This window comes from Nitrosomonas sp. (genome assembly GCF_022842015.1).
In the GTDB taxonomy this organism is placed as follows: Bacteria; Pseudomonadota; Gammaproteobacteria; order Burkholderiales; family Nitrosomonadaceae; genus Nitrosomonas.
In genome coordinates this window covers 1-24,636 of record NZ_JALHQJ010000016.1, presented here as the reverse complement: position 1 = coordinate 24,636, position 24,636 = coordinate 1, and the positions used below count along the sequence as shown (strand labels likewise).

The 24,636-nt window shown below is 43.6% G+C and carries 21 protein-coding genes and 1 pseudogene; 13 read left to right on the top strand and 9 right to left on the bottom strand.

Features of this window, described 5'->3' with window-relative positions:
- Positions 1 to 179: 179 nt before the first annotated feature.
- The 4 genes from Q0C11_RS04535 to Q0C11_RS04520 form a co-directional block, all read right to left on the bottom strand.
- Positions 180 to 563, bottom strand: coding sequence for a hypothetical protein (locus Q0C11_RS04535; RefSeq protein ID WP_293006144.1), 384 nt, complete (start codon positions 561 to 563; stop codon positions 180 to 182).
- 640 nt (positions 564 to 1,203) lie between these two features.
- Positions 1,204 to 3,969 (bottom strand): multicopper oxidase domain-containing protein, encoded by a 2,766-nt coding sequence (locus Q0C11_RS04530; RefSeq protein WP_293006142.1) that lies wholly within the window; start codon positions 3,967 to 3,969, stop codon positions 1,204 to 1,206.
- Positions 3,970 to 4,004: 35 nt separating this feature from the next.
- The gene (locus Q0C11_RS04525; RefSeq protein ID WP_293006140.1) at positions 4,005 to 5,000 is read right to left on the bottom strand and encodes a multicopper oxidase domain-containing protein; all 996 of its coding nucleotides are present in this window, start codon (positions 4,998 to 5,000) and stop codon (positions 4,005 to 4,007) included.
- Between the two features lie 224 nt (positions 5,001 to 5,224).
- Entirely contained in the window at positions 5,225 to 5,950 is a 726-nt protein-coding gene (locus Q0C11_RS04520) for a response regulator transcription factor (RefSeq protein ID WP_293006138.1), read from the bottom strand.
- Positions 5,951 to 6,406: 456 nt separating this feature from the next.
- Here Q0C11_RS04520 and Q0C11_RS04515 point away from each other — a divergent pair, with 456 nt between their 5' ends.
- From Q0C11_RS04515 to Q0C11_RS04490, 6 genes are all read left to right on the top strand, one after another.
- Positions 6,407 to 7,237 (top strand): inositol monophosphatase family protein, encoded by an 831-nt coding sequence (locus Q0C11_RS04515; protein WP_293006136.1) that lies wholly within the window; start codon positions 6,407 to 6,409, stop codon positions 7,235 to 7,237.
- Positions 7,238 to 7,403: 166 nt separating this feature from the next.
- The gene (locus Q0C11_RS04510) at positions 7,404 to 8,687 is read left to right on the top strand and encodes a dicarboxylate/amino acid:cation symporter (RefSeq protein WP_293006134.1); all 1,284 of its coding nucleotides are present in this window, start codon (positions 7,404 to 7,406) and stop codon (positions 8,685 to 8,687) included.
- A gap of 163 nt (positions 8,688 to 8,850) precedes the next feature.
- Entirely contained in the window at positions 8,851 to 12,024 is a 3,174-nt protein-coding gene (locus Q0C11_RS04505) for a BTAD domain-containing putative transcriptional regulator (RefSeq protein ID WP_293006132.1), read from the top strand.
- 320 nt (positions 12,025 to 12,344) lie between these two features.
- On the top strand, positions 12,345 to 13,565 hold the full coding sequence (locus Q0C11_RS04500; protein ID WP_293006130.1) for a PEP-CTERM sorting domain-containing protein: 1,221 nt from the start codon (positions 12,345 to 12,347) through the stop codon (positions 13,563 to 13,565).
- Positions 13,566 to 13,684: 119 nt separating this feature from the next.
- Positions 13,685 to 15,655 carry an integrin alpha gene (locus Q0C11_RS04495; protein WP_293006128.1) on the top strand — a complete coding sequence of 657 codons (1,971 nt, stop codon included), beginning with the start codon at positions 13,685 to 13,687 and terminating at the stop codon, positions 15,653 to 15,655.
- Positions 15,656 to 15,837: 182 nt separating this feature from the next.
- Positions 15,838 to 16,164, top strand: a complete 327-nt coding sequence (locus Q0C11_RS04490) for a helix-turn-helix transcriptional regulator (protein WP_293006127.1) — start codon at positions 15,838 to 15,840, stop codon at positions 16,162 to 16,164.
- A gap of 338 nt (positions 16,165 to 16,502) precedes the next feature.
- Here Q0C11_RS04490 and Q0C11_RS04485 read toward each other — a convergent pair whose 3' ends face one another.
- The 5 genes from Q0C11_RS04485 to Q0C11_RS04465 all read right to left on the bottom strand — a co-directional run bounded on the left by Q0C11_RS04485 (position 16,503) and on the right by Q0C11_RS04465 (position 18,787).
- Positions 16,503 to 16,742 (bottom strand): hypothetical protein, encoded by a 240-nt coding sequence (locus Q0C11_RS04485; RefSeq protein ID WP_293006125.1) that lies wholly within the window; start codon positions 16,740 to 16,742, stop codon positions 16,503 to 16,505.
- A 622-nt stretch (positions 16,743 to 17,364) separates the two neighbouring features.
- Positions 17,365 to 17,493 carry a hypothetical protein gene (locus Q0C11_RS04480; RefSeq protein ID WP_293006123.1) on the bottom strand — a complete coding sequence of 43 codons (129 nt, stop codon included), beginning with the start codon at positions 17,491 to 17,493 and terminating at the stop codon, positions 17,365 to 17,367.
- Between the two features lie 112 nt (positions 17,494 to 17,605).
- Positions 17,606 to 17,950, bottom strand: a complete 345-nt coding sequence (locus tag Q0C11_RS04475) for a hypothetical protein (RefSeq protein WP_293006121.1) — start codon at positions 17,948 to 17,950, stop codon at positions 17,606 to 17,608.
- A gap of 403 nt (positions 17,951 to 18,353) precedes the next feature.
- A complete protein-coding gene (locus Q0C11_RS04470) occupies positions 18,354 to 18,566 on the bottom strand; it encodes a hypothetical protein (RefSeq protein WP_293006119.1) in 213 nt (70 codons plus the stop codon).
- Positions 18,567 to 18,634: 68 nt separating this feature from the next.
- Positions 18,635 to 18,787 (bottom strand): hypothetical protein, encoded by a 153-nt coding sequence (locus Q0C11_RS04465; protein WP_293006118.1) that lies wholly within the window; start codon positions 18,785 to 18,787, stop codon positions 18,635 to 18,637.
- Between the two features lie 247 nt (positions 18,788 to 19,034).
- Here Q0C11_RS04465 and Q0C11_RS14680 point away from each other — a divergent pair.
- From Q0C11_RS14680 to Q0C11_RS04440, 7 genes and pseudogenes are all read left to right on the top strand, one after another.
- A pseudogene (locus tag Q0C11_RS14680) lies at positions 19,035 to 19,115 on the top strand (KGG domain-containing protein); the annotation flags it as partial.
- An 83-nt stretch (positions 19,116 to 19,198) separates the two neighbouring features.
- On the top strand, positions 19,199 to 20,008 hold the full coding sequence (locus tag Q0C11_RS04460) for a calcium-binding protein (protein WP_293006116.1): 810 nt from the start codon (positions 19,199 to 19,201) through the stop codon (positions 20,006 to 20,008).
- The gene (locus Q0C11_RS04455) at positions 19,989 to 20,570 is read left to right on the top strand and encodes a M10 family metallopeptidase C-terminal domain-containing protein (protein ID WP_293006115.1); all 582 of its coding nucleotides are present in this window, start codon (positions 19,989 to 19,991) and stop codon (positions 20,568 to 20,570) included. Before Q0C11_RS04460 ends, Q0C11_RS04455 begins: the two co-directional genes overlap by 20 nt.
- A gap of 253 nt (positions 20,571 to 20,823) precedes the next feature.
- Positions 20,824 to 22,671 (top strand): glutamine--fructose-6-phosphate transaminase (isomerizing), encoded by a 1,848-nt coding sequence (gene glmS, locus Q0C11_RS04450; protein ID WP_293006114.1) that lies wholly within the window; start codon positions 20,824 to 20,826, stop codon positions 22,669 to 22,671.
- 7 nt (positions 22,672 to 22,678) lie between these two features.
- Positions 22,679 to 22,933 (top strand): tetratricopeptide repeat protein, encoded by a 255-nt coding sequence (locus tag Q0C11_RS14675; RefSeq protein ID WP_367273734.1) that lies wholly within the window; start codon positions 22,679 to 22,681, stop codon positions 22,931 to 22,933.
- Positions 22,930 to 23,643, top strand: a complete 714-nt coding sequence (locus tag Q0C11_RS04445; RefSeq protein ID WP_367273733.1) for a DUF4874 domain-containing protein — start codon at positions 22,930 to 22,932, stop codon at positions 23,641 to 23,643. The genes Q0C11_RS14675 and Q0C11_RS04445 overlap by 4 nt, the downstream gene beginning before the upstream one ends.
- Positions 23,547 to 24,548, top strand: a complete 1,002-nt coding sequence (locus tag Q0C11_RS04440; protein WP_293006112.1) for a DUF4832 domain-containing protein — start codon at positions 23,547 to 23,549, stop codon at positions 24,546 to 24,548. Before Q0C11_RS04445 ends, Q0C11_RS04440 begins: the two co-directional genes overlap by 97 nt.
- Positions 24,549 to 24,636: the final 88 nt, after the last annotated feature.

The window sequence follows — 24,636 nt, the reverse complement described above, 5'->3', positions numbered from 1 at the left end:
ACCAAATGTTTGGTTTCGGGGGATACGTGATAACCAAATGTCGGCGAGGAGGTCAAAATATTTTCACTATTATAGTGATGGAGAAAATCGCTATCGGAAATAAAAAACAGCCATCGGTCGCCCGACGGCTGTTAGCTCCCAGCTGAATCTATTACAGATCCAATCGAGTTGTGGCTAAATTATCTAATTGCTGATGCGTCTTGATTAAGATTAAGTCGCGCCTTGTTGACTGCTGGATTATCTTGATCCATTGCTATTTTCTTATGCAGGTCTGCACTATTCAGACTTTCTGCCAACACTGCTTCGTATTCGCGAATATTCGCGGTGGTGTGTGATTTAAAATCCTGTCCTCGTCTACCATAGTAATAAGGATGTGCTTCGTAATCTTCAAGTGCTGCTATATTCTTTTGTAATTTTGTTTCGGCTTCCTTGGCAACACTTTCATAATATTGCGCCAATGCGGCATGGTTGTTGTCGTCAATACCTTCTACTGCGAATACTGACGAAATAGTTAAGCTAAATGTCAAAACAGAGATTAATGCTAAGAATTTTTGTGCTTTCATGATCAGTTCCTTCAGTGATAAATTGATGACTGTAATAATAACTGCCCTTAATGCAATGAGTATATTGGGGAAACCCTGTTTTTTATCTAATGGTTTCCATTGGCAGCTAGGTTTGTAAGGTGCTATTCTGGGCTTAATCTGGTAGTCATCTTTGCCCGATGATGGGGCTATCGGGCTTGATAGAGGTATCAATCAAATGCATGATTGACTAGCTCATGCACCCGCAATTTCTCTTTTGACCGGATTTCCTGCCTCGGTGCTTGTTTATCTGTGGGTTAGCATTTATTTTTAAAGGCTGAGACCTTTGCAAAATTCGCATTGTATGTCGAGTCTGAGTTTTACGTTTTATGCGACCAAGAAATCGATCAGGGTATCGCTGGTGTGTTTTGGTTTTGCGGCAACTCGATTGGTCGATTTGAATTTACTTTCAGGTTTGCTTAACCACATTTCGCTTCATGTGTAAATCGAAAAACGAAATGATTACTTCGAGTGATGAATGGACGTTGCTTTTTAAAAAGATGCCGATGTTTCTGCAATTTCTTGTTCGCTGGAGGAAACTGAAGCGCTGCCTGTTTGTAACATAAGGCGAGAGTGCTCAAAAAATACAGCTACCAGTTCCATCCTGGTAGCTGTATTGATATTAGTCTCCGATCGGATTTCTTTGTGCGGCAGTTAAGCCAGCTTTCCAATTTTCTGGCAGATTTTGTACCCAACCGTTGTACACATTGGGAATCGGAAGCACTCCCTGACCACCAAATCCTGGCAGATGACTTATCGCGTCATCACTAACTGTATCTTCTCTGGAAACCAGAGAAATCGTTCCTACAATTGCCGCGTCGCTCAGATTGCCATCGCCATTCGGATCAGTATCTACCACGATCAGACGATTGGAAAATTTGCTTGTAACGTAGGCATAATATCCACCACCCTGTTTGGCACCAAAGTTTGCACCGTGACAACCGGGATCGCAGGGGAGCATTTTAACGATGCTATCGGTAGCGGTATCTACGATAACAATTTGTCCGCCTGTTGCGGCGATTACAACTGCTTTGCCATCGGGAGAAACGGGTGTTTGGATGGGTAATACGCCGACTGCAATTTCTCCATTCCCATCATTATCAGAAAAACTACCGTCAATCGGGTCGTAATCGGCAATGAGATTAACAGTTTTGATCAGCTCTCCGGTATTGCCATTCAGTACGCTTAATGAATGGTGCAGAAGGTTGGTTGCATAAATTTTGCTGGAATCCGGCATCATACCGATTGCGATTGGATGTGCACCGGGAGCACCTTGACCTGTTACGGTTCTGGCGTGTATGTCGCCATCGGCAGCATAAATTCCGATATCACCCGTATTGATGTTGGGGGTTACGATTCTGGATCCATCTGCACTGACCCAATGCCCATGAGGATTTGCAGAGGTATGTCCGCGTCCTTGTGTTGGCATCATTTTGGTAACATGCGTAGTCCCAGCAGGAATAACTGCAATGCTGTTTTCACCATTGATAGCAATCGTTGCGTCATCGTTCGTAGGTAATGTCATAACATGAGAAGGTGCATATCCCACTCGAATGTTTTTGATCAATTGACCGTTCTTACGCTTGATCATGGTTAATTTGTTATCAAACCACTGGGTCTGATAAATGATTGACTGATCTCGGTTAGGCCACATATTATGTGGATTATTCATATCAATCTCAGGTAGCCCAATCTTGCGTTTAACCGTCCAATCAGTTGCATCAACCACGGTAATGGTACCTGGTTTGTATTTGCTTGCAGTTTTCTCAAACTGTGTATTAATCCATACTTCACCGACACCGTGTTCTGTTGGTGGAATTGGCGTTGGAAGAAGTTCACCGCTGATATCCAAGATGCTTAAAGGAGCAGCAACGCCTCCATCGGTTAATTCCTTACTGAATGGGGCTCCCGAGATCACGACTGAAAGATCAGGAAATTTGACATTCCAACTCCCGGATGAATAGTCTTGCCAGTTATCTGGTGCAGTAGCGACAAAGAATGTTCGCAATAACCGAATGGCTAAATCGCTATTGGTGGGTAATCCTTTAATTCCAGTCACGAGATCGATTTTAAAATCCGAAGCTTTATCACCTAAGTCAAGTGCAAGACCAAGTATTCCTTCCGCGTGCGTAGTTTCAGGATCATCAACAATCACTGCACCAAACATATAGGGGTGAACCTTACAAGTAAATACATACAGGCCCGGCGTATCTAATCTGAGGATTCCGCCTCCCCGGTAAGCATCGGTTTGATTGAAAGGCATATGATGCGCTCCCGTAGGCCATAACAAAGAACTGATGGTGTGCACGGCATTGGTGTCCGACATGATAAAATTAACGCTGCTACCCGGAGCAATAACTTCCAATGATTTAGTTTTAATACCCAGACCCAGTCCCACGAGTGCATCTCCACGTGCGCTTCTAAACCAACTGGCTGGTTCATCAGTTATTTCGAATGTTACCAAGCCTGGCTCATCCTTTGGCCCGAGTAAAATTCGACCATAAGGTGATGCGCCGACTTCACTGGCCCCGTCACCGCCGATTGGGTCAACTCTGAAACTACCGTGCATGCCGGCTTCCATATGTGCAATTAAGTGGCAATGATATTGCCAGCTCCCGGTGCCGACACCGGTGCCTGCTTTGACGGTAAAGGAATGGGTATCGGTTTTTTCTTCGAGTAATTTGGTATCAATCACTTCGCTGGTACCTGTTTTTAACCATCGATGCGCATGTAAGTGAAAGGTATGTCCAGGCCCAATCGATAAGATGTGAAAGCGTATAATGTCGTTCTCAACGGCGCCAGGATTAGGATTCGCCCAGAGGGGTTTTTGTTGCATACCATCTCCGGAGATTTCGGTTCCCCAGAAAGTTGAACCCACCATGAATAGAACAAATTGTTTATCGATATCTGCTGATGTGACAGGAATTATGCTTCCATCTGCATTCACATAACTGTCGACAGGCCCATGTGCTTTATCCACAATGATTGCGCCAAACAGACCCAGTAGTTCTTTGCCATCACTATCACCGTGATAAACGAAGCTGCCCGTTTTGCTAGCCTTAATCTTGTAATTTTTTGTTTTCCCGGGTTGAATCCTACCAGAGCCTGATCGCGCAAGATCAGGCACCCTAAACCCAATTTTGATGCTGGTGTTATTTGTTAATGACACATTAACTGTATCACCTTTCCTTACGAACAAAGTTGGTCCAGGTATGACTGCTTCGTTTCCTGCCAGTGCATACGCTATCTGTCCGTTAGGTAATGTTTCGGCCGTAAGCGCAATGTTATGCGTCGCAGCCAGAGCGAATTGTGAAATTAAAAGTGTGATTACAAGAAACAAAATTGTAGTGATTGATTTCTTCAGACTAAATGCATTTTTAATCTTCATGTTCTATCCTTATTATTGAGGGGCCTAACATTTGCTTACCGGACTAGAAACTTTCCTCTCATACCCAGTAGCTTGTTGGAGAAATCGTTGTCTTCGTAATGAGCGCTATTTTTGGCGATAACATTGAAAACATGTTTCTCAAGCGGACCGATTGCAATGTGATTAATAAGATTAGTAGTGCCGGGGTCGACCCATTTATAGCCGTCTAGCTTAAAGGTATGAATATCGGTGCCTAAAGCAATCAGATGAAACCTGACATTGGAGTTTTTTGTTGCAGCCAATGTTGGATTGGTGCCATGTTTTGACTGAGTTTTGCTTGCTCCGTCGATTTCCATGCCCCAGAAAGCATCGTCGCCTAAATAAAGTACATAATCTTTGTCAAAATTTGGAGCGCCGATTTTGTTGACGATGATTGCTCCAAAAAGACCTTTGTGCTCTGCTCCATTATGGGTTTCAAAATTATGATCGTGGTAGGCCCAGGTGCCAGCAGTTCCAGCTGCAACATTCCATTGATATTCGTAGATGACATAGGTTTCTTCAAGCCCGGCACCTGCTCCCTCGTCAAAGTTTTTATTGATGACCTTGAGGGTTCCGTCGCTAAGAATATCGTAATGTACGCCATGCACATGAATGCTGACCTGTCTGCTGATTCCAGGAATAGGCGTATTATTGCCAGGAATTGCATTTTGAATCGATATCTTAACCGTGTCTCCTTCAGTTAGCTCAATGGTAGGGCCGGGAATGGTGGCTTCCGCGCTATAGCGTGATGTAATATCCGTACCGTTAACTTTATGGCTTAGCATTTTGTAAGCCAGTAACTTGTTACCAAATCCATCGTCTTGGGTTTCTTCTGCGGTCAGTTGAATAATATGTTCGGCTGCGAAACTTGCAGAAAAAGTAGATAGCGTCAGGGTAAGTGCGAATGTCATAGCACCCAGTTTTATTAAGGATCTTTGTGTGATAGTCGGCGAGGTATTGGAATTTTTTATGAGCTTCGTGTCGCACTCGGCTCGGTTGGATTGAAACAGCATTTAATGAACCTCCTCATGTGAAAAGTGCATATCAAGTGAAGCGTATATGGAACATGCATCTTGGTGGATCAATGCAGGTATTTCATTTGGGGTTCACAATTCACTTGTAATGTAAGATTTAGCAAGCTGATTGCAAAGGGGGAATGCAATCCAAGCTGGGCGGCATTGTATCAAAACTGTTTTTTTCTAAATAGAAGGCATTTGTCCTTAAAACCTATCTAAATTTAGCTATCTTTTGGGATAAATGTCCCGATCAAGCAGGATTCTTTAAAATAATCATATAAGGGTGCTTTGAGACATAGTTCGATTTGTTTCTTGACGCCAGTTTTTCTGTAGATACTAGATAATTGGTTTCGTACGGTCTTTTCTGTTACAGACAGTTGCGCGCCGATTTCCTTGGCGGACAAACCTTTGCATGCGAGATGGGCAACGTGACGTTCGCTATCGCTTAATCTGGGCTGTTGAGATGTTGAAGCATCAGTTTGCGGTTTGATTTCTGCAGCTGGATCGGAATCGAATTGCGCTTGCCAGAGCAACTTGGTGATATTGCGATCAAACCAGAGATGACCCTTATGGATTGCAATAATGGCCTTGATTAATAGATCTGTTGAATGGCTTTTTCTGATCACCCCTGCCACGCCTGAGCGAAAAGTTCGTAAATGAGTTTGTTCGTTATTGTAATTAGAAAAAGCCAGTATTTTACTTTGCGGGCAAGTACGCAGTAACTGGGCAACATGTTCCACGTAGTCATTGCCGCTCAAGAGTAGATCCATAAGGATTATGTCCGGCTTATGCTGTTCTGCAAGATTGAATAAGTCTTGTATTTTATGGGTTTCTGCAACTAAGTTGATGTTAGCGTGGTTTTCAAACAGCGAGCGCAGTCCTAAACGAACGAGCTCGAAGCTCTCGGCTACCAGAACGCGTATTCTTGAATCAGGATGCTCAATCACGTTTTTTATTGTCCGTAAGTTACAAAGAGTCCTAGCTAAAAGGACGGCATTTGAGCATATCAAATTTCAATTAAATCAGATGGTTATCTGCGCGACATATTGTAGCTATCTATCTAATTCTCACTTACTTGAAATTCTAACAGATTTACTTATGGTTAAATAGAAGGCGTTTGTCCCTGAATATACCGTAATTACCTAGTAATTTTCTGATTAAGCACCCTGGTTTTGCAGGATTGTGGGAATAATTCCGAAGCGTGATTTTTGTTATAATTCGAGCTGCTTCTTGTCAATACAAGCAGAATCAGCGGCACTAACCAGCGGCAAGCATTTTGGAGGATATTGGTGATGTCGGTTATTTCACTGGTATTTGCGCTTTCGTTTGAATTATGAAAGCGGGTGAGAGCAATTCATATTAAAATCACAGCCTTTCCTTTCGTTAAATTCTGAATCAAGATCATGCATCCAATGTTGAGTATTGCGGTGAAAGCTGCACGTCGTGCCGGTAATATCATTAATAAGGCTTCCCAGAATCTGGATTTGCTTACAGTGTCAAAAAAATCACACAGTGACTATGTCAGTGAAGTGGATGGCGCAGCTGAAGAAGCTATTATCAAGGTCTTGCTTGCGGCCTACCCAAATCATGCAATTCTGGCGGAAGAAAGTGGACGCCAGGGTGATCATAAGCAGTCAGAATATCAGTGGATCATTGATCCGCTGGACGGCACGACTAATTTTCTGCATGGCTTTCCAAAATATTCGGTTTCTATCGGATTGAGGTATAAAGGTGTTCTGATGCATGCGGTGGTTTACGATCCGAACAATAATGAGTTATTTACCGCGAGTCGAGGCAGTGGCGCTTTTTTAAATGATCGCCGAATTCGTGTCAGTAAACGCACCAAGCTTGAAGAGTGCTTGATTGGTACCGGATTACCATTCCGTGACTTGACGCACATTGATGCTTATTTTGCGATGCTACGGGATATCGTGCCCCGTATCACGGGAATTCGGCGACCGGGCTCTGCTGCGCTGGACTTGGCTTATGTCGCGGCCGGGCGTTATGATGGTTTCTGGGAAATCGGACTGGCGCCGTGGGATATGGCCGCCGGTTGTTTGCTGATTACTGAAGCGGGCGGATTGGTGGGTGATTTGGAAGGCAATGACACGCAATTGGAAAGCGGACAAATTATTGCTGGAAATCCAAAAGTTTTTAGTCAATTGCTGCAGGTGATTGCGCCGCATCTCACGCCTGAGTTGATCGAAGCGCAACGTTCTGCCAAGCCAATTTAGCATAACGACGGTTGATCTGCATTCGGCATCCACGCAGAATAATCCAATTCCGAGTGCTCAATCCCCATGTATCAGGCATTCTTGATGGCTTTAGCCGGCTGTTTGATAGTTTGTCAGACACTTACTCGATAACAGGTTGCGCTGCACTTCCCAATAGCCCATGAACATGACCACAAAAATAATAATTTGGATGATTGCTGGCTTATTGCTGGGTAGTTTGATTAATACCTTCGCCTACGATGTCGCGTTCATTCAGGATTATTTGGTTCATGGTTTGTTTCATGTGGTAGGTACGATTTTCATTAATTTATTGAAAATGCTGGTTGTTCCATTGGTGACTTTTTCATTGATTTGCGGCGTTTGCGGCATTGGCGATGTTAAAAAACTGGGCCGGGTGGGTATTAAAGCTTTCGGTCTCTTTCTGCTAACCACTACGCTTGCCATTTCATTAGCACTCCTTGTTTCTGTCACGATAAACCCTGGCAAAGATTTTAATTTGACTCAAAGTACTCAGACGGAATTTGTAGCACCTGAGCCACCACTTATTTCACAAGTCTTTATTGATCTTATTCCCAGTAATCCAGTGACAGCCTTTGCAGAAGGCAACATGCTGCAAATCATTTTTTTTACCATTCTGTTTGCAATTTGCTTGCTGATGGTCGGTGAGCGTGGGCGCAGCCTGGTTGATGGCGCAGAAAAACTGAATGATGTCATGATGCAGTTAGTAAACGTTGTTATGTCTATTGCACCTTATGGTGTGTTTGCGTTAATGGCGAAGACTTTTGCGTTACAAGGAATAGACCTAATTCTGCCAATGATCGGTTATTTTGGTATCGTTATTCTGGTGTTAATCTGCCATGTAACCGGCACGCTTATGTTGTTACTGAAGTTTTTTGGACGGGTCAGTCCGATGCAGTTTCTTAAGAAAATGCGTACTGCACAGGTTTTTGCTTTCAGTACATCCAGCTCCAATGCAACCATACCCGTCACACTCAGAACAGTCGAAAAACGTATGGGCGTGGATAATTCGACGGCTTCATTTGTTGTGCCTTTTGGCGCAACCATCAACATGGATGGCACAGCCATTATGCAAGGAGTTGCAACGGTGTTCATTGCCAATATTTATGGGATTGAGCTGGGCTTAATGGGTTATCTGACCGTCATTGGCATGTCGGTGCTGGCATCTATCGGAACTGCAGGCGTGCCTGGCGTCGGGCTCATTATGCTGGCCATGGTTTTCAATCAAGTGGGTTTGCCGGTGGAAGGCATTGCATTGATTATGGGCGTGGATCGTTTGCTGGACATGATGCGCACTGCGATCAATGTCACGGGAGACGCTGTTGTAACCCTAATTGTTGCACGCAGTGAAAACAATGTGGCAATGGAAATATTTAATGATCCCGATGCGGGAACATTGACGCAGATAGAATTGCCACACGATAAAAAGTAAAACGGGCGGGTTAGTATCGTCTCAAAACGTTATATTCAACTTATCATTTTATCTCCGGAACAGTCGGAGCGATTCAAAGAAGCACCTCAGTTTATACTCAACCACATTGAGTATAAATATGGCATCATCTTTTAAGATGAATCCATAGCTAATCAATTATCTCATGTCAAAATGGTCTAATATTGCGAAGCTGAGCCGACCAAATCTCTATAGAGTTGTTGCTCGCGATCGTTTATTTATACTGTTAGATAAAGAATGTAACGATCATCCTGTTGTATGGATTAAGGGGCCGCCCGGAGCAGGGAAAACAACGCTTGTGGCAAGCTATCTTGAAGAACGTCAGTTGCCAGCCATCTGGTATCAAGTTGATAGTGGCGACTCTGATCTCGCGACATTCTTTCATTACATGAGGTTGGCCGGACAACAAGCTTCCACTAGCAAGCACCTTTCATTGCCCCTTTTAATGCCAGAATATCTGCCAGATCTGTCAGAATTTTTCCGTCGCTTCTTTCGCAAACTTTTCGCTGCAATTCCTGAAATCTCCATACTGGTATTCGACAATTATCAGGAAATGATTCCAACATCGGCATTCCATAATGCGATTCAAGGTGCTATCGCAGAACTACCAAAAGGCATCCACATCATTGTCATCAGCCACCTCGAATCTCCGCCTCATTTTGCACGATCGCTGGCATGCAACCTTATTGGGCAAATTGATTGGGAAGCTCTCCGCCTGACACCGATGGAAGTTGAGGCAATTATTACAGCATCCAGCCCACAGGAATTCGATGAAAACACACTGCAATTGTTGAAAGTTCAAACTAATGGCTGGGCAGCAGGATTAGTGTTGATGTTGGAACGTTTCAGGCTAGCGGGTACAGTCAATTATGTTCTCCAGACAGAAACCATGGAGCCCATATTTGATTATTTTGCTAACCAGATCTTCGATAAATTATCTGTGGACATGCAGAGATTCCTGATGAGCACTGCTACTTTGCCGTACCTGACTGTTCAGATGGCGCAAGATATTAGCGGAAATACAAGCGCCCATGAATTGCTTGATTTTCTCTATCGTCGTCGGCTATTTATTGACCTGCGTAACGGTGATGAAATCAGTTATCAATACCACACTTTGTTCCGTGAATTTTTGCTGGCTCGGGCGAATAAACATTTTTCCGGATCTGAGCTTCTCGACATCAAGCACATGGCTGCTAGCCTCGCCGAGCAAAATGGCAAATTCAAAGTCGCCGCTGAGTTATATGCAGAGATAAAAGAATGGACAAGGCTTGTCGAAATGATCATCAGGCACGCAACCATTCTACTCAGCCAAGGGCGGCATCAGACTCTACAAAATCTGATAGATTATCTACCCGCTGAAGTAAGCCAAACCACATCCTGGTTGCTTTACTGGCGTGGAATGAGTCATGTCCTGCTGAATCCTCGGGAGGCTATTGCAGATTTTGAGCAGGCATATGTTATGTTTCAGCGTGAAAATGACCTTGTCGGACTGTTTCTGACCTGTGGCAGCATAATCGACGCCTATGTTTTAATCGAAGATGATATGGCGCTCGTCTTAACGTGGGCCGAGCAATTAAAAGATCTTTTGATTCAATACCACGGCTTCCCGTCACTTAACGTTGAGGCCAAGGTATTAGCCAGTATGCAAGGTTTGATATATGCCGCGCCCCATCACCCGCTGTTAGAAATGCTTGAGAAGCGAGCAGAAATTGTAGTCGAAACTGCGATTGATCCATTTTTGCGATTCGGAATTGCTTGTGCATTCATATGGCTTCCACTCTGGCGTGGTGATATTTACAAGGCTCGGAAGATCATAGAAGAAACCAACCTTCTTATGACTGCCATGACAGTGCCTCCTCTTGATCTTATCCGCTGGCGGGTGATTGAGGCCGCCTACGCCTGGTCTACTACAGCGTCTTATCAGATTGCAGAAATAAAGATTCTGGAAGGTATTAATATATCGCGTGAAGCGGGTATTACAATTTTGGATTGTATGCAATGGGGAAATGCCGTATACAGCGCGCTTTCCGCTGGTGAATTAACCCAAGCGAAATTTTTTCTGGAGAAAGTTGAAGCGACATTGGATGTACAAGGTAAACATACTTTAGCGGAATATCGATTCTTGCGAGCAGGCATTGAATTGCTGGAAGGAAATTTGCTGGGCGCACTCGATGACGCGTCAACATCGTTTAATCTTCATGAAAAAATGGGAAGGCAATTTCTGACCGAGGGAGCTCGGTTTGGTTTGGCGCAAATTCTGGTTGAATTGAATCAATTTGAAATTGCTCATTCTCATCTTGATCAAGTGATCCAGTACAGTCGTGTGATGAAAAGTACATTTTTAGAACATCAATGCTTGTTAATAAAAGCGCATGCATGGTTAAAACAGGGAGAGGAGGCGAAAGCCTTGACACTGCTGAGTGAAGGACTGCAACTTGGCCGTGAGAACGATTATATCGTTCTCAATCTGTGGTGGCGCCCACAAGTTATGGCGCGCTTATTTTCCCTCGCTCTTAAATCCGGCATCGAGGAATCCTATGTGACAAGTGTGATTCGACGACGCAACATCAAAGCCGAGCCGCCGGAACCGGATAATTGGCCGTGGCCAATCAAGATCTACACACTCGGGCGGTTTGAAATAACATTCGACGGCAACCCATTCCGCACTTCGGGAAAAGCCCAGCACAAGCCGTTGGAATTATTAAAATGTTTATGTTCCTATGGAGGCCAGGCAATTAACCAGGATCGGATAATTGACGCACTGTGGCCTGATTCAGTAAGCGGTACCGCGGAACAAGCACTCAGGACTACACTGCATCGTTTGCGCAAACTGTTGCAACATGCTGAGGCAGTTCGATTCGAAGACCGCCACTTATCCTTGGATCGGGGCTATATCTGGGTGGATTGCCTGGCCTTTGATCGCGTCGCACATCATCCAGACATGACTGATAGAGCTTCGTTGCAGCGTGCATTGAATTGGTATCGTGGCCACTTTTTGGAGGGTGATACTTCACCCTGGGTATTAACTTTTCGCGACCGGCTGCGTATCCACTATCGGAGATTAATTGAGCAATATGGCGCTATGCTCGAGCAGGATGGCGACTGGCTGAATGCAGCTGAGTGTTACCTTAAAGCTATTGAGATTGAACCTATCGTAGAACTGTTCTACTGCCGTCTCATGAATGTCTATTTGCAACTGGGCCAGCGCATCGAAGCGCTGGCTATCTATCAACGCTGCCACCAGGCTCTGTTGACCCGTTTGGGTATTAACCCCTCCCAAAGCTTTCAAGCCATCTATCAAACACTCGTCAAAAATTAATTCCTCGCATTTTCAGGTCAATTTGCTTTCCCTTCATGATTTAGCCACAACATGAGTTTCCCGATGAATCTGCGCCTGCATCGACTAACCTTATTTTTCTTAAAATCAATTTAATGCAAATTATTTTCGAATCTGTAACTCATCTGTAACGTCCTTGTTGATATGCTGATTTCGTTAAGGGTTGATTTCAACAAAGCAACCCAACGCGGCTTACGAACTGTTTTCACTCAATGAATTATTGTGAGATCTGATGTTTTATGTTTTGTGATGTAACAACAATGGGTTGTATTAACAAGCGGACTCATCTTTTGGAGGTAATCATGAATACTCAACAATCAGGATTCAAGCGTGTCGTAATTTTTCTAATCAGCATCGCCGTTGTTTCAATACCCGCAATGGCCCATGCGGACTGGTCAATTATTGGACTGAGTACTTTAGGTGAAACATCCAGCACCGCTCAAGGTATCAATGATTCCGGGCAGATAGTGGGAAACACTTCCAGTGCGAGTGGAGATAATCGCGCTTTTATTACCGGCCCTAACGGTGTCGGCATGACCGATCTGGGCACCTTGGGTGGAACATCCAGTGGCGCCAATGCTATTAACGATTCTGGGCAAGTGGTTGGAAAGTCTCAAATTGCCGGTGACTCTGCTACTCACGTTTTTATTACCGGCCCTGACGGTGTCGGCATGACCGACCTCGTGGGTACATTCGGTGAAGCTAACACCGCCATCCAAGGCATGAATGACTCTGGGCAGATAGTGGGATTCTCTATCGGTGCTGATTTTAACTTCCTGGCTTTCAAGACAGGCCCTAATGGTGTTGGGGCGACCGATCTGCCTACTACTATTGGTGGAATACAAAGCGTTGCCAATGCCATCAATGCTTCCGGACAAGTGGTAGGGGCTCAAGAATTTGATCGTTCTCAGTTAGCAGCTCGCGCCTTTATCACGGGCCCTGATGGTGTCGGCATGACCGATCTGGGCACCTTGGGTGGCCCTACCAGCTCCGCCTTTGACATAAATAATTCCGGACAGGTAGTGGGGCGTGCTGATGCTGTGGGTGGCGATAGTCACCCTTATATTACCGGCCCAAACGGTGTTGGTATGACCGATCTGGGTACTTTAGGTGGAACTCTCGGTTTTGCCACTGACATCAACGATGCCGGAGAAGCGGCAGGATTTGCGAGTACTACTAATAACAGCGAAACCCATGCTTTCATCTTTAGCCACGGCGGAATTACCGACCTTTCGTTGCTGGATGTTGTCATTGCAGGCGAATGGACTAATCTTACCATCAGAGACATCAATAACAGTGGCCAGATGGTCGGATTTGGAACTAATAGTCAAGGTAATCAAGAAGCATTTTTGCTGTCGTATACCCCCGATACTGTATTTGATCCTAAACCGATTTATATACCTCCTGTACCCGAACCAGAAACCTACGCGATGCTGCTGGCTGGTTTAGGGCTGCTGGGATTCGTGGCGCGGCGTAGAAAGGTAGGGAGCGAGACTAATGAGTTGTCTACTGAAAAATCCTGACGATTGACGCATTGTACGATGGAATCCTTACCCTACTCTATGAGTTATTTTGAAACTGGCAGGAGAAATCTCAGCGAATTATCGTAGTGAATTTACTTTTTCTTAAGGAGTACTTAATCATGGCTATCTCAACAATTAATTTATCCAGTCTCAATGGCAAAAATGGCTTTCGCTTGGATGGAGTGGCGGCATTTGATTTTTCAGGCAGACCGGTCAGCAGTGCTGGGGATGTCAACGGCGACGGGTTTGCTGATGTGCTTGTCGGTGCTGCTGCCGCTGACTCGAACGGCTATAATTCTGGCTCCAGTTACGTGGTGTTTGGCAAGGCTGACGGGTTCGATGCCACACTAGCTTTGTCCAGCCTCGATGGCAGCAATGGCTTCTCTCTGAATGGGGTGGCGGCGAGTGACTCATTGGGAAGTTCAGTCAGCAGTGCGGGAGATGTCAACGGCGACGGGTTTACCGATGTGATCGTTGGTGCTCTCGGTGCTGCCCCGAACGGCATCCCTTCCGGCTCCAGTTATGTGGTGTTTGGCAAGGCTTCCGGTTTTGACGCCACACTAGATTTATCTAGTCTCGATGGCAGCAACGGTTTTCGCTTGGATGGAGTGGCGGCGCGTGATTTATCGGGCCAATCGGTCAGCAATGCCGGGGACGTCAACGGCGATGGCTTTGCTGATGTGCTTGTCGGTGCCTTTGGAGCTGACCCGAATGGTGATTTTTCGGGCTCCAGTTACGTGGTGTTTGGCAAAGCTTCTGGTTTTGCTGCCACACTGGATCTATCCAGCCTGGATGGCAGCAACGGTTTTCGCCTCGATGGGGTGGCGGCGGGTGATGTTTCAGGTGGTTCACTCAGCAGTGCAGGGGATGTGAACGGCGACGGTTTTGCTGATGTGTTTGTCGGTGCTGCTAGTGCTGACCCGAACGGTGATTTTTCCGGCTCCAGTTACGTGGTGTTTGGCAAGGCTGCCGGTTTCGATGCCACGATGAATTTAGCCAGTCTTGATGGCAGCAACGGCTTCCGTCTGGATGGAGCGGCGGTATATGACATATCGGGTGCTTCACTCAGCAGCGCTGGGGATGTGAACGGCGACGGTTTAGCTGATGTGATTGTTGGTGCTCCTAATGCTGGGTCCAGCTACGTAGTGTTTGGTAAAGCTACCGGTTTCAGTGCCACGCTGGATCTATCCAGTCTTGATGGCAGCAACGGTTTCCGCCTGGAAGGCGAGTTAGACGGTGCAGGTTTCTCAGTCAGCGGCGCGGGGGATGTGAACGGCGACGGTTTTGCTGATTTGATTATCGGTGCTCCTGGGGGTAGCCTGAATGGCGGTTATTCCGGCTCCAGTTACGTGGTGTTTGGCAAGGCTTCCGGTTTTGGCGCTACGATGGATTTATCCAGCCTCGACAGCGATAGCGGTTTCCGCCTGGATGGGGCGGCGTATGATTTCTCGAGCGAATCGGTCAGCAGTGCTGGAGATGTCAACGGCGACGGGTTTGCTGATGTGATGGTCGGTGCAGTTCAAGCTAGCCCGGGTGGCGTTATTGCTTCCGGCTCCAGTTACGTGGTGTTTGGCGGTAACTTTAACGGCGCGGTGACTGCTTTGGGCACATCTGGCGCAGATAAACTCAAGGGCAGTAAGGCAGTAGATCGTATGGTGGCCGGTGACGGCGACGATACGCTGATCGGCCGTGGCGGCGCGGATGTATTTCATGCCGGTGCTGGTGACGACACGATTGAGATCCGCGATGTTAAATTTCAATTAGTGGACGGCGGCGCCGGCTACGACACCTTGAAGCTTGACCGCAGCCACCTGGACTTGGATCTGTCCAGCGTGTACGGCAGGATCAGCGATATCGAAGCTATCGATATGAAGGGCAACGGTCACAATACGCTAACCTTAACCGCGCTGAATGTGCTCAATCTGTCGAGTACCAGCAATACCTTGACCGTGGACGGCAATAACAATGATAGCGTCGTTGGACTCAGCAGCGGCTGGACGGACGGCGGCATTGATGATGGTTATCATACTTTCACCAATGGTGCGGCTGTGCTGTTGGTTGGGGTTCATGTGATGACTGATTTTGCCTAGGGAAAAGCTGTGAAAGCAGCGTTGCGGCAATTCTTCAAGCAGTTTATTGAATTATTCTTTTGAAGGAGTTCTTATCATGGCTATCTCAACAATTAATTTATCCAGTCTCGATGGCAATAATGGTTTTCGCGTGGATTCGACGGCTCCACTTGGCTGTTGATACCGCGTGGAGATGCTTGCAAATGACACTTCAAAAAATAAAATCCATTCAAGGTAAAGATGAATATATCTTGTTACCTATAGCGGTTTATCACACACTGAAAGATCAAATTGAGAAAGAGTTGACTGTTTATGAAGCCGATCAGGATGCGGAACAAGCCTATGTTCCATTTGTCCTTGAGGACTATGTTGATAATCCTGTGGCTTTGGCGCGCATTAAGGCAGGTATCACACAAGAACAACTTGCACAGCGGCTGGGCGTCAGTCAAGCGTTAGCTCAGATTGAGCGCCGCAGCAACATAACCAATAAAATGCTTGAGCGGGCAAGTAATGCTATTCACAGAGTGTGAATATCTAGTTAAATCCTATTTTTTATGCTTGGCCTTGGCCTCGAAAGGCTGAGACAGATTGTGAATATGTTGTGGTTGGTTATGGAACAGCAGGTTATCTGATTGAAGCGCATCGCTAAGAGTATTGAGATTCCAATTTTTGCACTCAAACGGTTGGTGAATCAAAAAATGATCAACGGTGTGATCGCAAGTTTTATCGTCAACGATGTAGAACGTTTATGAAAACCAATTGAGCATATATCTACCCTATTCTTGCAAAGAAATTCTACATTCCTTCGTTTCCAAATAGAAAAAGGCCAATGTATAACAACATTGGCCTTCTTTTAGCCTAAGAAAATTTAGGCATGAATTTTTTTCTGCGAAGCACGTGCTTTATTAGATACGCTGGCAAATACAAGGTAGCCTATAAAAAATAGTGTTCCTAAAACGATATCAGCTTCAATCCAGGATACTTCAGTTTGCATTACTGTAAACGAGGGTGAATCTCCAACCATCATAAGTCCAATCAGAGGCACAATGACAAATAAAACGAACGTAATTTTTGCTGCTGAGTAAATTGTATTTTGACTTGTTTTCATGTGAATCTCCTGGTGGGATGTTTATCGATGCTATCTTCAAAATTTACTTGTTATATTTAAGATAGCATACTTCACAAAAAGTTCACAATATATTTATGAAATATTCACATTTCTTAATTTTCCTATATGGAATATAGGGAATCTCTATATTATTGAACGAGTTGCACTTTGAGGGGTGGCAGTCTTTTAAGAGCAAGTAAATCAGCATAATAAGAAACTGTTCTCAAGAACGGCAAGCCCTTGATAAGTATTATGTAACTGTTTCAAATTATTTTTTTTCATAGGTAAAATCATGTTAATAAAAAATCTATAATCTGAATAAAATGAAATCGGCACATGCAAGAATAGGAATCCATTAAATGATTAACAATATTTTATACGGCATTACAGCGATATTAATGATCATCGTTATAGCCTACGGTGGATCGTGGTTATATCAGTTTCTAGTAGAATTACTTACGAAAACAATGTAGAGATTAGAAAATCCCTGAATGAAAAGGTACTGATCGGGTGTTTTGTGGCGGGAGTAATTCGACGGTCATCAAAATTTTAGTCCACCAGTTTTACAAATTGGTTTCACCATAATGTTTCACGGGGCAATCAAACTATGGAAACAAAAGAATTAGTAAAGCAGCTTGGCATAAGCCACCAATTCTGTAATTGAGAGAAAGAGCGCGGATACTGAAAACTTTGAAGCTGCTGTTGCATGGCGTAAAAGCCACATCAATCCTTTCAGTCTCGAACCTTTCATTCATATCTTATCCTTATATTTGTTGACAATGAATTGCACAATTTAAAAAAAACTAATTGAAAAAAAACCAGCATTAGAGCTGGAGTTTTTCCTAAGATTTTCTTGCTATAAATTAGTTAGGCTTAATATCAGCATCGAGTTTTTTGTTATCTTGTTGTTGATTAGCGGGTGTTTTGTTATCAGCTTGTTTTTTATTACGCTCTTGAGCATTAATTTTAGCTTCTAAAGCATCCATTTTTTTGTCGGCACCTTGATTGCAAGTTTTCAAAGATTCAAAATCATTCGATTTTTGCATACAATTTAGTCGCCCTTCTATTATCTGTATTCTTTCTTTTACATTTCCGATTTCTCTATTTTTTTCAGTTTGAAAATCGGGATCTTTTTCAGCAGCAGAAATTAAAGGTGAAGCAAAGAATAAGCCTGCAGTTATTATTAATAACAAATTAAATATTTTCATTTCAGTATATCTCCATGATTAAAATTGTACGAAAAAGTACCCTAGAATCATGCTCGTATATTGAAGTACTATCTGTGCGGTAGATAACATTGATTTGATGCCGTAAATTTATTTGTTCAATTTTATTGAGTTGAAAGATTTTCTTGTGTGAAGGTTTATAGAAACCAATTCGTACATTGCATGATATGTATCCTTTTAATGAATTGGGAATTCATAATCTTGCTTCTGTGCGAAAATGGACTTATATCTTTATGCCTCCGTACAGCTTTCATTACCTGCTAGAAATAAAAAACCGCCGAAGCGGGTTAATTATGTCGTTCATTCTTCTGATTATTTGTGAAGTTTTTTGTTAGATAATTTAGAGAGGATTCCTTTTCTTACATCCTGCCCTCATCGTAGCTTCTTATGAAGGAGTGCATTTTATACAAGACTGATATTTTCCGTAAGAATAGCTAACAGGTCTTATTTTAGAGAAATTACTATTTGTATAATTCTTTTTTTGCGGAAGGGCTGAAGGCATAAAATCCATCGATCCAATCATCGAAAAAGCTGATTTATAATCATTTTTTTCTATAAATATTTTCTTATTATCGTTAAGTTCTCTTTTATTTTTCATACTAGCTTACTCCTGAAAAAATTGTAAATAAGTGGTTTTTATCGCCATAGCTTTGATAAATATATCTATTACTCTTCAATATGATATTTGCCATCTAATGAAATAAAATCTTCTTCTGCGTGTACTTCAAGAGGTGGTATGTCAAAGCTAAGTGCTGAGTTATCAAAATAAGAATTAGAATCTGCGAAATCGAACTCAAAGATTTTGTCTCGGGTTAACATAAAATCCTCCTTTTTCAGCAAGAGGCTTATCATGATTATTTCTACAAAAAATGTATGTGCGATTGCTAACTTAGAAAGTTTTTTTAATGTCTTTGTAATATTGAAATCTGCATATATGATTGAAATATGAAGGAATATATTAAATGTGATTCTTTAAGGGTTATTATGTTTTTTTTGGAAAATTAATAAGATTACTTCTCGATCTACTAGCACAAATGTTAATGAATTAAACAATAGTTTTGCTTGAAGGGATGCAGATAAGCAAAGAGAAATTGCGAGAAAAGGAGGAAATACTGCACACGAAAGAACTGTGTCAATGGCGTATTGAAAAATGTACAGCGGATAAATCGCCGACCATTAGGCATAGCAAAATGCGTTTGAGCGGGAGCGGATGCGACCGCAAGAACGAAGTTGCGGCGCAGCCGCCTTGGTTATCAATGGATACGCAATGGTGCACCCATTGCCAATGCCATTAACAGTAACTATATGCTGATCAATGCCGACGTTGGTAAAAACATCAGTGTTCAAGCTCGCTATACCGACGGTCATGGAACATTGGAAAGCCTGACCAGTGCAGCGACAGCGGCGGTTTTAAGTTCCAACGGTGCATTGTTATTTAGTACAGCAGGAAAAGATTTTCTGACTGGTACGTCATCCAACAACGATACAGTATCTTATGCTAACGCTACTGCTACTGCTGGGGTGACAGTTTCCCTAGCTATTACTACTCAGCAAAATACGATTGGTGCAGGTAGAGACACTATTACGGATATCGAGAATTTAATTGGCAGTAATTATAACGATAATTTGAGAGGAAATTTCAAGACCAATATTCTGGATGGAGGAGCTGGCAACGATATACTCAATGGAGGCCCTGAAGCAGATACTTTAATTGGTGGATTGGGGGATGATACTTTTGTTATTGACAATGTGAACGGTATTGTCATTGAGAATAGCAATGAAGGTGTTGATTTAGTCAGAAGCAGCGCGAGCTATGTATTGCCTGCCAATGTTGAGAATCTCAATTTAATTGGAACATTGGCTATTAATGGTACGGGTAATGATCTGGCTAACATTATCACTGGCAATGCCAACAATAATGAATTAATAGGAGCGAATGGCAACGACACGCTCATTGGCGGTGACGGTGATCACACCCTGGATGGCGGCGCCGGAAATGATAGCATGCAAGGTGGTATGGGTGTGTACCTATATAGTTAATAGCCTCTCTGACACGGTTACAGAGCTCGCTCTGGGTGGTAACGATACAGTTTTTAGCTCGGTCACATTTACGTTGGCGACAGCTGCAAACGTTGAGAACCTTACGCTGACAGGTGGTAGTGCAATCAACGGTACTGGCAATGGTGAGAACAACATCTTGATCGGTAATAATGGCGTCAATACGCTTTCAGGCGGCGCTGGTGATGACATATTGTTTGGTGGATTAGGGGCCGATACTTTAGTGGGTGGGGCTGGAACTGATACTTTTCTTTATACTGCGCTCAATCAATCTCCCTTTAATGCAACGAATCGGGACAGTATCGCCAATTTTGCGAGTGGATTGGATAAAATCGATCTCAGTGCACTTGATGCCAACACTAATGTAGCCGGTGATCAGGCTTTCATCTTTATTGGTAATGCTGCTTTTACGGCTGCCGGGCAAGTGCGCTATGCGGGTGGTATGTTGCAAGCTAACGTGGGTGGAACTAATGGCAATACCGCCGACTTCTCGATCACATTGACGGGTGCTCCGACATTCGTTGCAACCGATATGATTGCCTGATTATTTTATAAGTCATTGTTGCGCGCACTAATCAGACGGTAATTGTCGTGATGAGTGCTTGCAACCGCTGCAAGTGAGTTTATTCACGTTTTTTGCGATAGTTGGATTAGACAAAAGACTTTTACGGACATTCCGCCGTAGTCATGAGGATAAAAATACAGATATGACCAAATGAAGTTAAATATCGCTGAATTGACATCTTTGAAGTGAAGCTAACTAAGAATAAAATGAAATTAGAAAAAGGGGTGGTAGTATGTGTGGAATAGTTGGTGCGGTAGCAAAAGATAATATAGTGCCGGTTTTATTGGAAGGACTGCTCAGACTGGAATATCGAGGCTATGATTCTGCTGGCATAGTTGTTGCGAATGGTAAATTGCATAGAGTACGAACAACAGAGCGTGTGGCAGAATTAGCAAAACTTGTCAGTATCGAAAAAACAGAGGGGCTAACCGGTATTGCGCACACACGGTGGGCAACTCATGGAGTGCCTTGTGAGCGTAATGCTCATCCACATTTTGCTGGAAATGATAAAAAAATAGCTGTTGTACATAATGGCATTATTGAGAACCATGAGGTTATACGGCGACGTTTACAAGAAGCAGGATTTGAATTTCTTTCTGATACGGACACAGAGGTGATTGGCCACCTTATTTCACTGCATCTCGAAATAACGCGCGATTTACGCGAAGCTGTCTGTTTGGCTGCTGCAGAATTGCAAGGTGCCTATGCTATTGTAGTGATTGAAGAGGAACGTCCAGATCGCATTATAGCTGCACGTAATGGAGCGCCTTTGCTACTAGGTCTGAGTAAAAATGGCAATTATGCTGCTTCGGATGCTTCAGCGTTGTTGCAGGTAACTCGACGAATGGTTTATCTAGAAGAAGGCGATGTGGCGGAATTAACTAGTAGCAATTATCATGTCATAAATATTACTAAAAATAAATTAGGTGAAAAAGTAAGACGTGTAGAACTAGAAACTGATTTGACCCGTGAAGCGGTAGAGCTAGGACCTTATGCACATTTTATGCAAAAGGAAATTTTTGAGCAACCTGTTGCGATAGCAAACACATTGGAAATGGTTTTTAATGCGCATTCTTTGTCACCCCGGTTGTTTGGTAGTGAAGCTGAGTCAGTTTTCCAGAAGACTTCCGGTATTCTAATACTTGCTTGTGGAACCAGCTATCACGCAGGCCTTGTAGCTATGCACTGGCTGGAAGCCATTTCTGGATTGCCCTGTAGTGTTGAAATAGCAAGTGAGTACCGCTATCGAGAGCCGATAGCCAATCCTGATACGCTTGTTGTGGGAATTTCGCAGTCAGGTGAAACTGCTGATACACTAGCTGCACTAAAATATGCAAAATCACGGGGACATCGGTATAGCTTAGCTATTTGCAATGTTCCGGAAAGTGCTTTAATGCGGCAAACCGATTTACGCTTTCTTACTCGTGCAGGACCTGAGATAGGAGTGGCTTCAACCAAGGCATTTACCACTCAATTGGTTGCGTTGATGTTACTAGCGGCAGTTTTTGCAAAGCTACGTAAAAAAATCTCGGAAAAACTAGAACAAAAATTGATTGATGGATTACGACATTTACCCATAGCAATGCAGTTGGCGCTCCAGATTGAACCGCAGATAATAGAATGGGCAAAGAATTTTTCACATAAACGACATGCCTTATTTCTTGGGCGGGGTGTACATTATCCTATTGCTATGGAAGGTGCGCTCAAGCTCAAAGAAATTTCCTATATTCATGCTGAAGCCTATGCTGCGGGGGAGCTGAAACACGGGCCACTTGCATTAGTAGATAAAGAAATGCCAGTAGTAGCGATTGCACCCAATGATTCACTACAGGAGAAACTCAAGTCGAATTTGCAAGAAGTTCGCGCAAGAGGTGGAGAATTGTATGTTATTGCTGATGCGGATTCTAGCATCCAGGAAAGTGAAGGAGTGCATATTATTCGGCTTGCAGAACACGCCGGAATGTTTAGCCCTATACTCCACACGATTCCACTACAGTTACTTGCTTATCATGTTGCTTTGCAGAAAGGTACTGATGTTGACAAACCAAGAAATCTGGCTAAAGCAGTAACAGTGGAATAATCAAAAGATTACTTACTCATACGCTAAAGAAGGAATTCTGTGGAATCTCATTGACCAGGATGATAAGCGATCACTACAAACTTACATTAAAACTTGGCGAGAGGCTGCATCAGAAAATCAGTCGTTATGGGGTGTTTATGGCATCGCATTGGGTTGCCTGGGCAGACTATCCGGCGGTTATCATAGAATTTCTATCCAGATAGTGGTTTTCAAGGAGATGCAGGCGGTTTTAATACGTATAGCTTTAACTACACACCCATAAAGGGAGTTATTGCAAATCCTGAACGCGGTTTCTTTGCAAGCGCTAAAGTGAAATCTGGCAATTATAAACCGCTCGATTTAGCCACCCTTCAGTGTTACCGTAAAAATGAGGGAATTAGTCTAATTCACCGCTATTTCTATCTTGAAGATTTTGTAAACAGCGATATCAGTCAACAGTATCTGGATTTGATGCAAGCTGATTTTAATAAAATCCGCCAAGCAGGATTAAAAGTGATTCCCCGGTTTTCTTATTCTGAATCTTCGGGACCAAACCTAACTCCGCCTTATAATGATGCATCCAAAGAAAGGATATTGTCTCACTTAAATCAATTATCCAGTACGCTCAACAACAATAGTGATTTGATTGCTGTAATGGAAGCGGGTTTCATTGGGCTTTGGGGGGAGTGGTGGTATTCGGACCATTTTCAACCCGATGCGGACTGGAATGATCGCGCCGATGTAATCTTTGGTATGCTTGATATGTTACCTGCCAACCGTATGATCCTACTCAGAACGCCGCGTTACAAGCAAAATATTCTCAGTAATACCTCGCCGGTAGATCTAGATGCAGCCCATAATGGTTCCTACTTGGCTCGTATCGGGCACCATAACGATTGGATTGTTTTGTTTCTAGTAAATCGGATGGTGGGACATTTGTCAACGCTACAGAGTATTCTTATCTTGAAGAGGAGACAAAATGGGTGCCTATGAGTGGCGAAACGTGTGACTATAATTCTCTTTCTGATCCGGATCCTGCCCGACTTAGTTGTGCGACTGCATTAAATGAACTAGCTAGGTTTCATTGGTCGTTTCTCAATCTTGATTGGTATAAGCCGCTATTGCGGAAATGGGTAGATGGTAGTTGTTATGCTGAAATCGAGCAGCGGCTGGGCTATCGCCTGATCCTTTTGCAAAGCGTTTTCGATAACCAAATCATACCAGGCAATAAATTCAGATTCAGTTTACAACTAAAGAATGAGGGATTTTCTGCGCCATTTAATCCTCGTGCGGCGGAGTTAATCTTGCGACACACCAATGGATCATTGCATACATTTAAGTTATCAACTGACCCAAGATTATGGTTGCCTGGCAAGATACATACCATCGCCGGTGAGATCAGTATTCCAGCGGATTTTCGGGCGGGTGATTATGAGTTGCTACTTAATTTGCCTGATCCTGAGCCTAAACTATACCCAAGACCGGAGTACGCCATCCAACTAGCTAATGCAAACATTTGGGAAGCGGCGACAGGTTATAACAGGTTAAATCATATATCCATCTCTGAGCCCCCTATTTATTACGCAGACTCAGTTGGGATTACAGTTGGTAAATATGACACGGGTAGTCTCGCTAGTTTCAAGGATATCGATGCTGATACCTATGATATTAAAGCCCTCAATGTATCTGGCGGCAAAGCTACCGATTGGTACGCCACGACTAGCATCACAGCTCTTCCACCCGACAAGGTTTCGGAACTTAATTTAATCTATGGGGGACAATATTCCAAGAAAAGTGTGAAGCAGAAAATCTATTTGTACAACTATAATAGTGCAAACTGGGATCTGATGGACACTCGTAGCGTAGGTAGAGCTTACTCAAAAATCATAAATAACTGATTGAATTGAATAATAGTGTATATTTTGGTAGAATAGTGCACTTAAATATGTGAATTAACACCAAAAACCGTGCACTATGATTCGTTAT

Bases quoted from the DNA above. Each gene is read 5' to 3' on its own strand.
- Q0C11_RS04535 (WP_293006144.1), bottom strand. From the start codon at position 563: ATGAAAGCACAAAAATTCTTAGCATTAATCTCTGTTTTGACATTTAGC.
- Q0C11_RS04530 (WP_293006142.1), bottom strand. From the start codon at position 3,969: ATGAAGATTAAAAATGCATTTAGTCTGAAGAAATCAATCACTACAATT.
- Q0C11_RS04525 (WP_293006140.1), bottom strand. From the start codon at position 5,000: ATGCTGTTTCAATCCAACCGAGCCGAGTGCGACACGAAGCTCATAAAA.
- Q0C11_RS04515 (WP_293006136.1), top strand. From the start codon at position 6,407: ATGCATCCAATGTTGAGTATTGCGGTGAAAGCTGCACGTCGTGCCGGT.
- Q0C11_RS04510 (WP_293006134.1), top strand. From the start codon at position 7,404: ATGACCACAAAAATAATAATTTGGATGATTGCTGGCTTATTGCTGGGT.
- Q0C11_RS04505 (WP_293006132.1), top strand. From the start codon at position 8,851: ATGTCAAAATGGTCTAATATTGCGAAGCTGAGCCGACCAAATCTCTAT.
- Q0C11_RS04500 (WP_293006130.1), top strand. From the start codon at position 12,345: ATGAATACTCAACAATCAGGATTCAAGCGTGTCGTAATTTTTCTAATC.
- Q0C11_RS04495 (WP_293006128.1), top strand. From the start codon at position 13,685: ATGGCTATCTCAACAATTAATTTATCCAGTCTCAATGGCAAAAATGGC.
- Q0C11_RS04490 (WP_293006127.1), top strand. From the start codon at position 15,838: ATGACACTTCAAAAAATAAAATCCATTCAAGGTAAAGATGAATATATC.
- Q0C11_RS04485 (WP_293006125.1), bottom strand. From the start codon at position 16,742: ATGAAAACAAGTCAAAATACAATTTACTCAGCAGCAAAAATTACGTTC.
- Q0C11_RS04480 (WP_293006123.1), bottom strand. From the start codon at position 17,493: ATGAAAGGTTCGAGACTGAAAGGATTGATGTGGCTTTTACGCCATGCA.
- Q0C11_RS04475 (WP_293006121.1), bottom strand. From the start codon at position 17,950: ATGAAAATATTTAATTTGTTATTAATAATAACTGCAGGCTTATTCTTT.
- Q0C11_RS04470 (WP_293006119.1), bottom strand. From the start codon at position 18,566: ATGAAAAATAAAAGAGAACTTAACGATAATAAGAAAATATTTATAGAA.
- Q0C11_RS04465 (WP_293006118.1), bottom strand. From the start codon at position 18,787: ATGTTAACCCGAGACAAAATCTTTGAGTTCGATTTCGCAGATTCTAAT.
- glmS (WP_293006114.1), top strand. From the start codon at position 20,824: ATGTGTGGAATAGTTGGTGCGGTAGCAAAAGATAATATAGTGCCGGTT.